Genomic DNA, 15,316 nt, shown 5'->3' on the forward strand with positions numbered 1-15,316 from the left:
AGGCTCCCCTTTCCGGGAGCCTTTTTTTACAGAACAAGCGCGGCAATCCAGCCGAATATCACAAGCGGAATGTTATAGAAAATAAATGTCGGTACGCACGTATCCCAAATGTGGTGGTGCTGTCCGTCGGCGCTGAGGCCTGACGTCGGGCCGAGCGTACTGTCACTTGCAGGAGAACCCGCATCACCGACCGCGGCGGCCGCTCCGATTACGGCGATCGTCGCCATCGGGCTGAATCCGAGCTGAGCGCACAGCGGAACGAATATGGTCGTAATGACGGGTACGGTTGCAAATGATGATCCGATTCCCATCGTGATTAATAAACCGACCACCAGCATCAGGAGCGCGCCCAATGATTGGCTGTGGCCGATAAAGCCTGTTGATGCTTTGACCAAGGAAGCCACATCGCCCGTTTTATTCAATACATTTGAAAAACCGGCCGCAACAAGCATGACAAACCCGATAAAAGCCATCAGAATCATGCCGTCCGTGATCAGCTTATCCGCTTCATTGCGCTTCATGACTCCGCTTATAAACAGCGTAAACAAGCCGGCAAGCGCGCCCATGATCATACCTTCCACTCCGAGCACTTGTGACAGATAGAGCTGAACGGCAAGCGACACGGCAATGGAGATCAAGGCGATGGCAATGCTTTTTTTCGTATAAGGAGAAGACGATAGTCCGGCAATCTCCTTCGTCTCATATTTCTTCGGTTTCCGGAAGACGATGACGGCTAAAATTAAACCGACCGCCATCCCGGCCGTCGGGATGATTAAAGCATACGGGATATCACTGAGCGGCACCTTTAAACCGGCTGACGCCATATTATCTCTCAGCATCCCCTGGAAAATCTGTCCGAATCCGACAGGCAGAACGATATACGGCGCAGTCAGTCCGAATGTCATCACACACGCGATCAGCCTGCGGTCTATTTCAAGTTCGTTAAATATTTTTAAAAGCGGCGGAATCAATACAGGAATAAACGCAATGTGAACGGGCACCACGTTTTGCGAGAAACAGGATATGATTAAAATAATCAGTACGATTAACACTTTTGACAGTGCTTTTTTCCGCGAATCTTCCTTTTTTCCGATTAGTTTGACAGACGCTTCCACCATTGCATCGGGAAGCCCCGTTTTTGTCAGCGCCGCGGCAAATGCTCCGAGCAGCGCGTAGCTGACCGCGACGGTGGCATTTCCGCCGAGACCGTCCGTAAAAGCCTTCACCGTCTCTCCGAGGCCTAAGCCGCCGGTCAGCCCGCCGGCAAGCGCGCCGATCATTAAAGCTATAATAATATTGACACGCAGCAGGCTTAAGACGAGCATAAGCAATACTGCGACAACAACAGCATTCATTGATGAGTCCCTCCAAAAATCCTTTAGTTTGCTAATGTAGTAGATAATTAAAGTTAACATATATTCTGCGCTTTAGTCAACTAAAGATTTTGGAAATCAAAAACCCCGCTGCATCAAGGCAGCGGGATGCTGTTATCTTTCGGGCGTAAAGCGCTCAGTCAAAACAGCCAACGTCCTTGCCATGACGCCTGTTGCGCCGGCAGGGCCGAAGCATGTCGCTTTATTCGCCGTCGCGGTTCCCGCAATATCGAGATGAACCCACGGCGTGTTTTCCGCGAATTCACCAATGAATGCCCCCGCCATAATCGCGTGGCCTTCTCTTCCCGGAGAATTGTTCAAATCAGCCATCTGACTGTTTCTCACCCGTTTTTTATCCTTTTCTGTAATCGGAAGCTGCCAGATCGGCTCGCCGGATTCTTTCGCCGATTCCGCCACCTGTTCATAAAACGCGGCGTGATTGGTCATGGCGCCCGTCATTTCATTTCCTAAGGCGACAATGACACCGCCCGTTAACGTTGCGACGTCTACGAGGACAGAGGCTCCGTGCTGCTTGGCGTATGTGATGCCGTCGGCAAGCACGAGACGCCCTTCCGCATCGGTGTTCAGAATCTCAATGGTTTTTCCGCTGAGCGAAACGATGACATCATCCGGCTTCATGGCATCGGACGAAATCATGTTGTCCGTAGACGGTATGACGGCGAGCACATTTTGTTCAGGCCGCAGTTCGCCGATAATTTCCATCGCGCCCAATACCGAAGCGGCTCCTCCCATATCGCTTTTCATGCCGACGATGCCGGTTTTCGGCTTAATTGAATATCCGCCCGTATCAAAGGTAATTCCTTTACCGACGAGGCCGATGACGTCTTCCCACTGATCTTTGCCCTGATACTTCAGAACGATCATTTTCGGCGGTTCGGATGAGCCCTTGTTAACAGCAAGCAGCCCGCCCATGCCGAGCTCTTCCATTTCATCTTTTTCTAAAATTTCACACTCGAAATCGTATTTTGCCGCCAGCTCAGCGGCATATGATGCCAAATCGGTGGCCGTCAGCATATTACCCGGCATATTTACAAGCGTGCGGGCTGAATTCGTCCCTTGGCCGTATGCCGCGCCGACGTTCAGGCCGGCCTGCACTTCCCTCAGGTCTTCTTCGGTCACGGCGCAGACTGATTTCAGTTCCTGATCCGGCTCATTTGATTTATGTTTATAATCCTGCACTTCGTAAACCGCAAGCAGACAGCTTTCTGAAAGCGCATGAGCGGCATCGGCGGCAGGCACTTCCCCGGAGACGAATGTATCGAGCAAAACGGATACTTCCTGTTTTTTATCTTGATGAATCTGCTGAAATACTCGTGCAAAGCATTCTTTCGTATCTTCAAACGAATAATCCGCTTCTCTTCCCAGGCCGATAAAATAAATACGTTTCATACCGGTCGCAGCCGGAGGGTATACTTTTGATACACGATTGCGTTTGGCGGACACATCACCATCCTTTAACAGCTGGGTCAGATGACCGTCCAATTTATCATCCAATTCCTTCGTAAATCCGTTCAGCGTGCTTTTTTGAAAAAGACCGATGACCAGTGTTTCGGGATGCCGCAGTTGATCAGATGCATAAAACATGAGTACACACTCCTTATGTGGGTATTTGTTATGTAAAGTGGTATAATGAAAAAACATTTTTCATTGATTTTATTTTACCAAACTAAGGGCGTTTTCTGCAGTTTTTCGATACGATCGGAATCAGCAGATACAGAAAGGATGTCGCATATGGATGTACTTATGAATTTTCCTTTACTGGCGAGTTTTGCCGCCATTATTTTTGCCCAAGTTGTAAAAGTGCCTATTCAATTTATCGTATCCAAAAAACTTGACTGGTCTCTTGTGACGAGCACCGGCGGCATGCCGAGCTCCCATTCCGCCGCCGTCACTGCGCTGTCAACCGGAGTCGCTTTGCAACAGGGGCTGGACTCGCCCCTGTTTGCAGTCGCCGCGATTTTCGCCGTCATTACGATGTTCGACGCTACAGGTGTCAGGCGGCATGCGGGTGAACAGGCGACGGTCATTAATAAACTGGTCATCGACTTTAATCGGTTTGTCAGCGAAGCGAAGGACTTTCAGAAAGCGGAAGAGAAGGAAAAACAGAAGAAACTGAAAGAACTGCTCGGGCATCAGCCGATTGAAGTGTTCTTCGGCGGCGTCACCGGTATTGTGCTGACATTGATTTTAGATTATCTCTTTATGTAAAAAACGCTTCAGCGTCCGCTGAAGCGTTTTTATTCTTTTACCGTTTTGTATTGATTTCTGAACACTTGCATCGACTTTGTTTCGTTCAGCTTTACAAGTTCGTCCTCGGTCACTGTGCCGTTCCCTTTTTTAATCATGTAGACCTCAAGTGTTTTTTTGCCCCAATTGTTATAGACGTCCTTGACGGTGTCAAAGTAGAGGTCAAGGCGGCTGCCTTTAATTTTTGAGCCGGTATCGGCGACAACCCCGTAACCGTAATTCGGTATAAACAGAATCGTCCCGATCGGGAAAACAGACGGATCGGCCGCAACAGTTGAATATAAATCGCGTTTGACCTTCACGCCTGAATATGTAATTCCGTACTGCGGATGACCCGGAGATTTTCCGGTAGATTCCGCTCCGGCGGTATAACCGGTGGCCGTCACCTTTTGTGACGGATAGCGTTCCCAGTCAAAAGCTTCTTCCAGCGGTTTTATCCTGCCTGATGCCTTCTTTTCCGGCTGATTCTGTAAGGATTGAAACGGAGTGCCCATGTTTTTCAAAACGGCGCCGCGATGCTCGGTCATCCAGTTTGTCAGATCCTTTGCTTCAACACCGGTTATGGAAAAGTATGTCGCATGGCATGCGCCCAAAAAGAGCACGATCATGAATACGCGTCTGATTATCGTCAATCTAAAATCACTCTCCTCCGAGTCATTGTTCCCAACTCGGTGAGGTGCTATACAAAAAGCGCCGCAACACAAAAAAAGCTTTCTCGAATAAGAAAGCGGCTTAAAACATTTGATATCCTCTTTTTCTGAGCGCCTTTATGGCAATGCCTGACGTGATGGCTCCCGCCAGTCCGCCCGCCAAAATCACGACATCCGCAACCGCTAATGACATGATACGCTGAAACAGGCTTTGAAAGGATTCCCCCGGCGCCTGCACGTAACTGATCATCTTTTTATTGCTGATAATGAAAAGGCATACAATCGGATAGACAACAGCCATAATCCACGACATTCTAAGCAGCATGTTCAACAGAAAGCCTATGCCGAAAAACAGTACAAAAAATAGTACGATTGAGATCAGGACAACCGGCAAACTAATCACAAACATCCACCCCCTACAGCACTTTCAGTGTACCTCGGGGGCGGTAAAAAAGTCAACGTCTGGAAAAGTCATCGTCTCTCTTTGCCGCTTCCCTGGCAGGAGGGACATGTTTCGGAGCCGCCAAGAAGCAATTGAAAATACCCTTTACCTGAGCAGAACGGACACGCCGCCGTGCTTTTTGCTGTCGTTTTCATGCGGATCACCCTTTTTCTTAATTTTCTGATAATATATCATATTTACTTGTCAAGCACCAAGTCAGAATATGTAACAAAACAACTCATGTAAGCGGAAACATTCTTTTTTTTCTTTTACATGCTTTTGATAGCGCTCTTTTTTAAAAGAAGAGAAAACCCGCAGCCGCGGGTTTTCAGAAGAATTTAAACTTCCCTTTTTTCAGCGTCAGGCCCAGCCCGCCGATCATAAAGAGCGATCGGTTGTCAATGACCTTTTTCATAAAGGACGCCGGCATGCCTTTGAGCTTCCTGCCGTATACGACTCCGACAGCGTTATGCTCACCGAGGGAGGCGACGGTTCCTTTAATGTCAGGCTTGAACTCTTCAAGCTGGCCTCCTTTAATCAAACCGCTCAGATTTTTGGCGACCGTTTCTCCTTGCTGCATCGCGATCTGAGCAGTCGGCGGGTACGGCCGTTCCGTCTCTTCATTGATAAAGAGCGAGCTGTCGCCGAGTATAAAAACGTCATCATATCCCGGCGCCCGAAGATCAGGGTTGACCTTGACACGGCCGCGCATATTTTCAAAACCCGCTTCCTCCACGATCGGATGTCCGCGCACGCCCGCCGCCCAGACAACGGTCTGGGATTTGATTTCTTCCGGCTCTTCATCTTTCTTGCCGACTGTGACACCGTCTGCGCGGCATTCTTGAACCGCGGCGCCGATTTTAAATTCAACGCCTTTGCTCTCAAGGTATTGAACGGCGTAATCGACAAGCTCCGGATCAAATCCCGGCAAAACCGTCGGGGCGGCCTCGACACAGACGATCCGGACGAGACTTTCATCTATATCATAATATCTGCATAACTCCGGCTTGCGGTTCGCAAGTTCACCGAGAAATTCAATTCCCGTAAAGCCCGCTCCGCCGACAACGATGGTTAAGCGGTCAGGGCGTTTTTCGGCCTCCGTATTGTATGTCGCAAATTGGAGCTCAATATGGTCTTTCAGCTGGCGCGACGTATTAATATTCGCGATCGGAAAAGCGAATTCTTTTAAGCCTTTAATCCCGAATGTTTCAGGGACGGCGCCAAGCCCGATGACGAGATAATCATAAGGGATGTCCCCTTGTGAAAGCGTCACCTTTTTATTTTGCACATCTATCGCTTTTACGGTATCCTGCACAAAGTTGACCCGTGATTCATTGATTACATCTTTTATTTGATATCTGCAGCGGTCATGATGCAGCGTTCCTGCGCTCGCTTCATGCATCCATGTCGTTTCATAATGATAATTGTGTTTATTGACCAAAGTAATGTCAGCGTCATTTGCCCCGATATGCTTCGGAAGCCTTGTTACTGTCATTAATCCACCATAACCTGCACCTAAAACCACGATTTTGGGTTTATTCAATGCCATCACATCCACCTTCTTTTTTTTGCTGTTAGACGCATAATCAAATCAACATTTGTATTAGCTTCAGCTTATTGGCGGGATTTTATGAAATGAAATATAAAATTTTTTAGAAAACCGCACATGTCTGCATATCACCATACTATCCGGAACAATCACAAAACATTCAGGAAAAAACAGATTGGAATTTGTCCCCATCTTAGCGGCGGACGCAATTTTTTTCAAGAATGAAGCGGCCGGGCGGTTTTCGGCACTCGTCATCCTTTTAAATTGTATGTTATAATTAATAACAATTTTCAATTAGGAGGCAATTTGGTATGCAAGAGGATTCAAAGGTTTATGATATTACGGTCATCGGCGGCGGCCCGGTCGGCCTGTTTACCGCTTTTTACGGGGGAATGAGACAGGCGAGCGTCAAAATCATCGAGAGCCTGCCTCAGCTTGGCGGCCAGCTCAGCGCGCTGTACCCTGAAAAATATATTTATGATGTAGCCGGATTCCCGAAAATCCGCGCCCAAGAACTTGTGAACAACTTAAAAGAGCAAATGGCAAAGTTCGATCAGACCATCTGCTTAGAGCAGGCCGTTGAATCTGTTGAAAAACAGGCGGACGGTGTGTTTAAGCTTGTCACGAATTCAGAAACACATTATTCAAAAACGGTTATTATCACCGCGGGAAACGGCGCGTTTAAGCCGAGAAAGCTTGAGCTGGAATCAGCGGAACAATATGAGGGCAAAAACCTGCACTACTTCATTGACGACCTCAATCAATTCGCAGGCAGACGCGTTGCCGTTCTGGGCGGCGGCGATTCCGCGGTTGACTGGGCGCTCATGCTTGAGCCAATCGCCAAAGAAGTCAGCATCATCCACCGCCGTGATAAATTCCGCGCGCATGAGCACAGTGTCGAAAACCTGCATAATTCTAAAGTCAACGTGCTGACACCGTTTGTTCCCGCTGAACTTGTCGGTGAAGACCGGATCGAACAGCTCGTTCTCGAAGAAGTGAAAGGCGACCGTAAAGAAATCATCGAAATTGATGACCTGATCGTAAACTACGGCTTTGTTTCTTCTCTCGGCCCGATTAAAAACTGGGGCCTTGAAATCGAGAAAAATTCCATCGTCGTCAAAAGCACGATGGAAACGAATATTGAAGGCTTCTTTGCCGCCGGAGATATCTGCACATATGAAGGCAAAGTCAAGCTGATCGCCAGCGGTTTCGGCGAAGCTCCGACAGCCGTGAATAACGCGAAGGCTTACATGGACCCGAAAGCGCGCGTCCAGCCTCTGCATTCTACAAGTATGTTTGAAAAATAATATAAAAAAGAGTCTGTGTCATACCGGCACAGACCCTTTTTTATTTAAACATCCAAATATAATTCATGACGGTTCCGACAACGAGCGCAATGACAAGCGCCGACACGACCCAAATCGTGCCTAAAATAATCCGGTCCTGAATTTTCTGGGCTTTCGGGCTGTGCCCGGGCTGTTTTTGTTCCACACCGGCCCCTCCCTTCTTCTGCAAATCTATCTATCGTAACAAATGTCTTACAACACCCAATACTACTATGATAACCAAACTGCAAATGGATGACAAGCTGACCGCATATGAGGCAGCATGAAATCATTTGACATTCCTGACAAAACAAAGTACATTATAAAAAGACGAACATTTTAATTTTATTTAATTCTATTATTCGCTTTTAGGGGTGTTATATATGGAAAATGTATTTGATTACGAAGATATTCAGCTGATTCCTGCAAAATGCATTGTGGATAGCCGATCTGAATGTGATACATCAGTTACATTGGGCGGACACACGTTTAAACTTCCGATCGTGCCGGCCAACATGCAGACGATTATAGATGAAAACATCGCGGCCTGGCTCGCGGAAAACGCGTATTTTTATATCATGCACCGCTTCGAGCCGGAAAAACGCCTGGCTTTTGTCCGGGATATGAAAGCGCGCGGACTGATTTCTTCCATCAGTGTCGGCGTGAAGGAAAATGATTACGAATTCATCCGGGAGCTGAAAGCACAGGAGCTTGTGCCGGATTATATTACCATTGATATCGCGCACGGCCATTCCAATGCCGTGATCAGCATGATTCAATTTATTAAAGAACATGTCCCGGAAAGCTTTGTCATCGCAGGGAATGTCGGGACGCCTGAAGCCGTAAGGGAGCTGGAACGTGCGGGCGCCGACGCGACAAAAGTGGGAATCGGCCCCGGGAAAGTCTGCATCACCAAAATTAAAACCGGCTTCGGAACCGGCGGGTGGCAATTAGCCGCGCTTCGCTGGTGCGCAAAAGCGGCGAGCAAACCGATCATAGCCGACGGCGGCATCCGCACGCACGGTGATATCGCGAAGTCCATCCGGTTCGGCGCGTCTATGGTCATGATCGGATCATTATTCGCCGGCCACGAGGAATCACCGGGCCAAACGATCGAAATCGACGGCAAGCTGTACAAAGAATATTTCGGCTCCGCTTCCGAATTTCAAAAAGGCGAAAAGAAAAACGTCGAGGGCAAAAAAATGCATGTCGAACATAAAGGGTCTTTACAGGACACGCTGATTGAAATGGAGCAGGATCTGCAATCTTCCATCTCTTACGCCGGCGGCAATACACTCGAAGCCATCCGCAATGTCGACTACGTGATCGTAAAAAACTCTATTTTCAACGGCGACAGATTTTAACACACAGCAGAGCCGCTCGAAGATAAAAAAAATGACATTCAATATGAATGTCATTTTTTTATTAAATACCGAAATAAAGAGCCGCACTGGCCAACAGATTAATCACAAAAATAAACAAAAAGATGTAACGAATGAATTTATTTTGCACCGGTGCAAATATAAAGAGATATAGTCCTGCCACCCCAAAAGTAAGAACAGGAAACAGCCACTCAAAGGATAAAGAAATGATATAACCGATAATCATAACAATCGGCACACCGATTAATGATAATTTACTTCTCATATGATTTCTGCCCCTTTTACTTAAAAATTGGTGTGATGTAAGCTTCAATAATGGCAGCGGCGATCAGCAGACAAATAATTATGAGCACCAATATTCCAATATGCCTGAACATTGAAGCCATTATCTTTTTTTTCTTAGAAAAACACAGCCTGATGACCAATTCAACGCCCTTAAAACCAATGGCGCCACTTAATAATAACGCAGGAACTTCAAATATACCATGAGGAATTAGCAGTAAAAAAATCTGATAAAAAGGAACTCCGCTATGCAGATTTTCTATAATAGAGCCGCTTAAAATAAACCCGTTGGTGAATAAATAAAAGATTGAGGTCAACCCAAAGGTAAAAAAACCCGCGGCTAAAAACAGACAAGCGATTGCATTGTTTTTCAGCAGTTCAACCGCGCCTGACGAGCCGTTGTAAGACGCGGTTGAAACAAAGTGATCGAAAAAAAACGCAGCGATCACACCGCCTGAAAAAAACAGCAATGACGCGGTTAACGGAATGGCGGACGTTCTGATTGCCGGCAACATGCGGTTCATCATGTATAGATACTCTCAGCCAATTCTTCAATCTCTTCTAATGAATGCTCGGATGACTGATACTCCGCCGCAAAAACGCCTTCATGTATAATACCGATCGTATCGCACAGCGAATGCGCCAGCTCCAGCAGGTGGGTCGATAACAGGACCGTATTTCCCTGCTTGACGTACTCCTTTAATAACGTCCGTATCGTTTTACCGCTGATTAAATCAATACCCGTCAGCGGCTCGTCAAGAATTAATATCTTTGGCTGATGAATGAGCGCGGCCGCAATTGATAATTTTTGTTTCATTCCATGTGAATATGTTTTAATCAGCTGATTTCCGTCTTGAGCAAGCTTCAGCGTCTCTAACATATTCTTTATATAATCATTTGTCCGCTGAGACGGCACTTGAAACATCTCCGCTGTAAAACGCAAGTATTCGACTCCCGTTAAGTAATCATATAAAAAAGCATGGTCGGGCACAAAACCGATATCAGCCGATATTTGCCCCCCCTCTTCTGAATCCAGTTCCTTGCCGTCAATCATGACGCGGCCTGAAGTCGGTTTAAGCAGGCCCGAAATGATTTTCAAAGTCGTTGTTTTCCCGACTCCATTAGTCCCCAGCAAAGCATAGATTGAGCCTTTTTTCACCTCAAACGAAATATCTTTCAACACCTGTTTTTCACTATAATTTTTTTGTATATTCACTAATTTAATCATTGTTCGCAAACCTTTCCGCCATATTGATTCTGCGAAGAAACAGAAACATGACTCCATAGTTTAATAGTGTGAACAGGACAAAAATACCTGATGCAGAATGAATAAGCATCGTTTCAAGTTCCGGCTTTTTATAGATAAAATACGACGTGATCGCAGCGATTTGAAGCGACACAATGAAAATGAAAGAACTGTATAAGTTGTTATACGTCTTTGCTTTCCCCGCTTCTCCAATTTCGTACAGATGCTCCCAGTTTTTCTTAGGATACAAGGCGGTGCTTGAAATCTGGACAAGACTGTATAAAAAACCCGAACATAAAAACACAATAAACAAGTAGATCGTCAGCGCCGCGGAAGACGGAAAAAACACCGTAATCAAAATGGTGATGATGAACGAATAGATAAGAGCGGCGAGATTATAAATACATACTTTCGGAAACACCAGCTGCCACGCATGTTTGATATTCCGGTGAAACAAATGCTGATTTTTTATTTCGCCGTCAACTGACAATACTGTTTTGAGCGCATCTCCGACGAGCTGATACGAAAAGTTCGCAATGATAACCGCCGCAGACACGATGGCAGCTGCCGAATACCCGATAAAGTGATGCGATAGAAGCGGAATACAAAAACCTAAAAACAGCATGAACAAATACAGCATACTGCCGAAATTCCTGATAAAAAACCCGTCAATTCTCGATAAGAACAGCAGATCCTTTTGAAAAACGGCATGAAATATTTTGTTATTTCTATATAATTTCAGCTTTGGCGCAAAATCTGCGTTTGTCAAAAACATATAAGGAATAAGGTCCATTTTCTTCAGGGTGGCCGACCACAGTTTAAACATTCCCGCCGTTAAAAGGACGGCGGCCGCAAACACCGCAGCGAAAATGAGCACGGAATGTGAGCGGAATGCTAACCATACATACGGCGTATTCATGAGGATGTTCCGGAAAGCCGGTGACTCCGTAAAGCTTGAAATATCCTTTGCGGTATACTCCCCAAACACGAGAAGATAAAAGGCATACCCGACTGCAAGCGGAACCAGCAGGCTGACGCTGAATAAAACGCCTTTCATGATTTTCAAGTAAAACAATTTGCTCCACATATTTGTAAGAAGATAAACAACATAAGAAAACAGCATAGATAAAAATAAATTGAGAAGAAAATAAACGAAGCCCAAGAAAAATACGATGATCGCCGCAGACCCGGTCATGCCTGCGCTTGATAAAAACAAAAAGACCGGAAAAACAAAAAGATACCATACGAAAATGGTTTTTTTGATCGCCTGGCCGGCAAAAACAGAAAACAGCTGTAAAAAACGCACCTTTTTTAATTGATGAATGACCTTGCGCGTATCCAGCAGAAAGGCATTGTGATGTTCTTTAAAGAAGCCGGCAGCCCAAAAAAGCTGCTCAAGTGAAACGGCGATTAAAACAAATTGCCCCCATGCGCTTAGGGGCAGCTGAATCAGTTTTGTCCCGAATACAACACCGCATCCCAGGAAAACGAGATATAAACATAACAGAGAAATAATAATGGCAGACAGCAGTTTGCTGTTGAGTTGAGGAATGCCCCAATCTTCCTTTCTTTTTCGAAACGATGACAGGGTATTATATTTGATAAGAGCCGCAATTTGTTTGACTATCATACTTTCAATCCTTACATATGTATTTGGGAGAGAGGCTCTTTTTGCAGCTTGTACAAAAAGAGCAATTATTTATTGATCGATTTTACCAAGCAGCTGCGTATTTTTTGCCGTATTTCTTAATCATTGTTTTTGCTGTTGCAACGATTGCATAAGAAATTGCGCCTGCGCCTGTAACGATACCGATAAGAGAAATGATAGAAGCAATTGTTGATGCCGCATCAATAATATCAATTGCTTTTTTAGCTGCTGCTGTAGAGATGCCGAGAGTCGAAGCTAATTCAGCATTGGCTGAGAATGCATGAGCCGCCGCCACGTTTAATTCAGTTCCCGTTAATAATAGTGCATAAACCAATGTTGCTGCAGCAAGAGCCGCGCCAAACAAAATGAAAGACTTTTTATTAGATTTTACTAAGTTCATCATAACATCTCCCTACTCTGTTTTTTTAATTTATAATAAAATTCAGCTTAATTGACTCTCTCCCGAGCTAAATTTTATCCGCCATAAAATAGTTTAAGAAAATAGTAAAGAGTTTTAGTAAAACAAAACATCCAGTCAAAATGATTCTCTTGCCTTTACTGAGATCGGTCAGTTTTCCTGCGGCAGCATAAAGAGCCGCGATTGATATGAGCAGAAATGGGTCCAGCAGCTGCAGACTCAAGCTGGTGCCGCCGGCAGAATATATAAGCGAGGAATCAGCCGTTAAGTAATTAACAACTGAAAGAATTAACATTTTAAATGCCGAGATTAAAGAAGTCAGTGTATATAGAAGCAAATATATTTTTTTCGGTTTTTTTGTACCGAGAATAAAAGCGGCAACGAATAACAGAAATCCGCCTATCAGAATTTCCACAAAAGTTGTGAAGATCATAAACCCTTGCAGAAACATGACAATCGTACGAACACTTTTCTCCCCGATATCATAGGTACTTTCTCCGACGGAAGAATAATACGACTGCAGAACTTTATCTGAAATACTGAATTGGAAGAGTAATGAACAGATCAAAATGATGAAAAAAGAACTTAAAAATATTTTTTTATTGCTCAATTGACCTATCATATTATCATCCTTTTCTTACAAAATAAATTAACTATTCTATACTTTTACAATTTAGTTTAATCCTATCAAAAAATCAATATCCTTTCGAAAAATATGACTTTAGGACGTGTTGACAAAGAGCACATCTTTCAGAGTTTTTGGTGCTATGTACCCTTTATTTTTTTTTGAATTTGCAAATAGTATGATTTGAACCGTTGATTTGAGGATTTTTGTGAAGGCCGTCACTCCTAAACCTATTGAAAATCTGCCCATTTCCTTTTGTGACATATGTCTGAATTCATCACATTTTTTATTGACTTAAAACATGGTTTAAGTCGTATCATCACCCAGTGACAAGGAAAGAATACTGTTGGAGGTCTTTCGATGACATATTGTTCAATTCGTGAAGCAGCAGCAAAGTGTAATATGACAGAATCAACGTTACGTTATTATGAAAAAAAGGGACTGCTGCCGCTGATTGAACGTGATGAAGCCAGCCGACGGTTATTTTCAGAAGATCAAATGCCGCTCCTTGAAATCGCGATTTGTTTAAAAATACCCACATGCCCATCAAAGGCTTTAAGCAATATATTGATTGGGTAATTGAAGGAGAGAGTCCTATTAAACTTCGGCTTGACATGATGAGGAGACACAAGCGGTCAGTACTGGATGAAATGTCGTCAACGACAAAGGATTTAAAAGGAATTGAAATGAAAATTGCACGTTATATCAAAAGCTCTGTTCAAGAGACGTAAGTTTGTTGAAGTAAAAACAATCGGAAAAGAGGAGATAATATGAAACTGACGGGAAATACAATACTGATTACAGGCGGAAATGCCGGAATAGGATTGGCTTTCGCAGAACGGTTTTTAAAAGCGGGAAATAAAGTCATCGTGACCGGACGGCGTGAGCACGCTCTTCAAAAAGCAAAGGAAACATTCCCGGATCTTATTACATATGTCAGTGATTTGAGCATTCCATCAGAACGTATATCACTGTTTGATTGGGTGAAAGAAAATTATCCGGAAGTGAATGTGTTAGTAAACAACGCGGGGATTCAACAACGGTTTCATGTGCTGAAAGCGGATGCGAAGGACAATTGGGACTATTTCAATAAAGAAATCACAACGAACATTGAAGCTCCCTTCCACCTGTCTATGCTGTTCGCTCCGTTTTTTGCCGGAAAAGAAGATGCGGCTGTCATTAACGTCTCTTCGGGATTGGCTTTTACACCGCTTGCCATTGCACCGATCTATTCAGCAACGAAAGCGGCGCTTCATTCATTTACAATGAGTCTGAGACATCAGCTTTCCGATTCATCTGTAGAAGTGATTGAAGTTGCGCCTCCGGCGGTGAATACAGATTTAGGCGGAGCAGGGCTGCATACTCAAGGAGAACCGCTGGATGAATTCGCTGATGGGATTTTTAAGGGACTGAAAGAGGGCAAACAAGAAATCGGGTATGGTTCTTCAGTCGAACGGCTGCGCATGTCACGGGATAAAGCCGATGAACATACGGCAAATATGTACCATGCGATGAAACATACAATCGAATAACATCTTTGAAAAAGCAAAACCCGCTTCTGTTGAGCGGGTTTTATTTTTATTAAACAGATAAACGCCTTTCTTAACAATGGTGCAAGAGCCATCGAAAAGAAAGACGTCATATTTTTTCATCCTAAGAATGGCGGGTTGACCCTTAGCACTCTTCCGGCGTACCGGCGTTTTTGGCCGTGCGGAAAGAAGATCCGCAGCCGCAGGAAGCGATGGCATTCGGGTTGTCAATGGTGAAACCGCCGCCCATCATGGACTGTTTGAAGTCAATGATCGTGCCGGTCATAATATCAAGGCTTTCGCTGTCGACCAAGACGGTGATCCCGTGCTGTTCAAACATGCTGTCTTTTTCGCCTTTTTCGTGCTCAAATCCCATCCCGTAAGACAGGCCGCTGCAGCCGCCGCCTTTTACGCCCACACGGAGAAATGCGTTTTCTTCTTCATGCTCTTTCATCATATCTTTTATATGCAAAGCCGCTGCTTCAGTGATGGTTACTGGAACACTCATAGGTAGACCTCCTTTTTTAAAAACGATGCTGATATCTATTATAAACCTTGAGGAGCGTATTTCTCAAACGA

Annotated in this window: 19 protein-coding genes; 5 read left to right on the forward strand and 14 right to left on the reverse strand. The window is 44.9% G+C overall.

Features of this window, described 5'->3' with window-relative positions; all coding sequences use genetic code 11:
* Window positions 1-26 precede the first annotated feature (26 nt).
* Window positions 27-1,355, reverse strand: coding sequence for a Na+/H+ antiporter NhaC family protein (locus tag MY7_RS13475; protein WP_007613482.1), 1,329 nt, complete (start codon window positions 1,353-1,355; stop codon window positions 27-29).
* 132 nt (window positions 1,356-1,487) lie between these two features.
* The gene (locus MY7_RS13480; protein ID WP_007613484.1) at window positions 1,488-2,978 is read right to left on the reverse strand and encodes a leucyl aminopeptidase; all 1,491 of its coding nucleotides are present in this window, start codon (window positions 2,976-2,978) and stop codon (window positions 1,488-1,490) included.
* 147 nt (window positions 2,979-3,125) lie between these two features.
* Between MY7_RS13480 and MY7_RS13485 the strand changes: the two genes are divergently transcribed.
* Window positions 3,126-3,602 carry a divergent PAP2 family protein gene (locus MY7_RS13485; RefSeq protein WP_014418782.1) on the forward strand — a complete coding sequence of 159 codons (477 nt, stop codon included), beginning with the start codon at window positions 3,126-3,128 and terminating at the stop codon, window positions 3,600-3,602.
* A gap of 29 nt (window positions 3,603-3,631) precedes the next feature.
* Here MY7_RS13485 and MY7_RS13490 read toward each other — a convergent pair whose 3' ends face one another.
* The 4 genes from MY7_RS13490 to MY7_RS13500 all read right to left on the reverse strand — a co-directional run bounded on the left by MY7_RS13490 (window position 3,632) and on the right by MY7_RS13500 (window position 6,282).
* Complete coding sequence (locus MY7_RS13490) at window positions 3,632-4,273, reverse strand: 3D domain-containing protein (RefSeq protein ID WP_029326015.1); 642 nt, start codon at window positions 4,271-4,273, stop codon at window positions 3,632-3,634.
* Window positions 4,274-4,373: 100 nt separating this feature from the next.
* Entirely contained in the window at window positions 4,374-4,694 is a 321-nt protein-coding gene (locus MY7_RS13495; protein ID WP_025285206.1) for a YuiB family protein, read from the reverse strand.
* Between the two features lie 68 nt (window positions 4,695-4,762).
* Window positions 4,763-4,888 (reverse strand): YuiA family protein, encoded by a 126-nt coding sequence (locus MY7_RS19615; protein WP_007408708.1) that lies wholly within the window; start codon window positions 4,886-4,888, stop codon window positions 4,763-4,765.
* Window positions 4,889-5,061: 173 nt separating this feature from the next.
* Window positions 5,062-6,282, reverse strand: coding sequence for an NAD(P)/FAD-dependent oxidoreductase (locus tag MY7_RS13500; RefSeq protein ID WP_029326014.1), 1,221 nt, complete (start codon window positions 6,280-6,282; stop codon window positions 5,062-5,064).
* A 311-nt stretch (window positions 6,283-6,593) separates the two neighbouring features.
* On the opposite strand from MY7_RS13500, the gene yumC reads away from it, so the two are divergent.
* Window positions 6,594-7,589, forward strand: a complete 996-nt coding sequence (yumC, locus tag MY7_RS13510) for a ferredoxin--NADP reductase 2 (protein WP_007613496.1) — start codon at window positions 6,594-6,596, stop codon at window positions 7,587-7,589.
* 40 nt (window positions 7,590-7,629) lie between these two features.
* Here the strand turns inward: yumC and MY7_RS19770 are convergent, their stop codons facing one another.
* Window positions 7,630-7,773, reverse strand: coding sequence for a hypothetical protein (locus MY7_RS19770; RefSeq protein WP_003151982.1), 144 nt, complete (start codon window positions 7,771-7,773; stop codon window positions 7,630-7,632).
* A 217-nt stretch (window positions 7,774-7,990) separates the two neighbouring features.
* On the opposite strand from MY7_RS19770, the gene guaC reads away from it, so the two are divergent.
* Window positions 7,991-8,971, forward strand: coding sequence for a GMP reductase (guaC, locus tag MY7_RS13515; protein ID WP_007613509.1), 981 nt, complete (start codon window positions 7,991-7,993; stop codon window positions 8,969-8,971).
* 61 nt (window positions 8,972-9,032) lie between these two features.
* Here the strand turns inward: guaC and MY7_RS13520 are convergent, their stop codons facing one another.
* From MY7_RS13520 to MY7_RS13545, 6 genes are all read right to left on the reverse strand, one after another.
* The gene (locus tag MY7_RS13520) at window positions 9,033-9,254 is read right to left on the reverse strand and encodes a DUF5970 family protein (protein ID WP_003151978.1); all 222 of its coding nucleotides are present in this window, start codon (window positions 9,252-9,254) and stop codon (window positions 9,033-9,035) included.
* A 16-nt stretch (window positions 9,255-9,270) separates the two neighbouring features.
* Window positions 9,271-9,798: a stage II sporulation protein M gene (locus tag MY7_RS13525; protein WP_007613511.1), complete on the reverse strand. Its 528-nt coding sequence runs from the start codon at window positions 9,796-9,798 to the stop codon at window positions 9,271-9,273.
* Window positions 9,795-10,499 carry an ABC transporter ATP-binding protein gene (locus MY7_RS13530; RefSeq protein ID WP_007613514.1) on the reverse strand — a complete coding sequence of 235 codons (705 nt, stop codon included), beginning with the start codon at window positions 10,497-10,499 and terminating at the stop codon, window positions 9,795-9,797. The genes MY7_RS13525 and MY7_RS13530 overlap by 4 nt, the downstream gene beginning before the upstream one ends.
* Complete coding sequence (locus MY7_RS13535) at window positions 10,492-12,147, reverse strand: hypothetical protein (protein WP_007613516.1); 1,656 nt, start codon at window positions 12,145-12,147, stop codon at window positions 10,492-10,494. Before MY7_RS13535 ends, MY7_RS13530 begins: the two co-directional genes overlap by 8 nt.
* An 82-nt stretch (window positions 12,148-12,229) precedes the next feature.
* Window positions 12,230-12,565 (reverse strand): uberolysin/carnocyclin family circular bacteriocin, encoded by a 336-nt coding sequence (locus MY7_RS13540; RefSeq protein WP_003151973.1) that lies wholly within the window; start codon window positions 12,563-12,565, stop codon window positions 12,230-12,232.
* Window positions 12,566-12,632: 67 nt separating this feature from the next.
* Window positions 12,633-13,205, reverse strand: coding sequence for a hypothetical protein (locus MY7_RS13545; protein ID WP_007613520.1), 573 nt, complete (start codon window positions 13,203-13,205; stop codon window positions 12,633-12,635).
* A gap of 363 nt (window positions 13,206-13,568) precedes the next feature.
* Between MY7_RS13545 and MY7_RS19950 the strand changes: the two genes are divergently transcribed.
* Window positions 13,569-13,787 (forward strand): MerR family DNA-binding transcriptional regulator, encoded by a 219-nt coding sequence (locus tag MY7_RS19950; RefSeq protein WP_225307334.1) that lies wholly within the window; start codon window positions 13,569-13,571, stop codon window positions 13,785-13,787.
* A gap of 191 nt (window positions 13,788-13,978) precedes the next feature.
* A complete protein-coding gene (locus MY7_RS13555; RefSeq protein WP_007613527.1) occupies window positions 13,979-14,740 on the forward strand; it encodes an SDR family oxidoreductase in 762 nt (253 codons plus the stop codon).
* A 142-nt stretch (window positions 14,741-14,882) separates the two neighbouring features.
* On the opposite strand, the gene MY7_RS13560 is transcribed toward MY7_RS13555, so the two are convergent.
* Complete coding sequence (locus MY7_RS13560) at window positions 14,883-15,245, reverse strand: HesB/IscA family protein (RefSeq protein WP_003151967.1); 363 nt, start codon at window positions 15,243-15,245, stop codon at window positions 14,883-14,885.
* Window positions 15,246-15,316: the final 71 nt, after the last annotated feature.

The sequence above is a fragment of the Bacillus sp. 5B6 genome, assembly GCF_000259405.1.
Lineage (GTDB): Bacteria > Bacillota > Bacilli > Bacillales > Bacillaceae > Bacillus > Bacillus velezensis.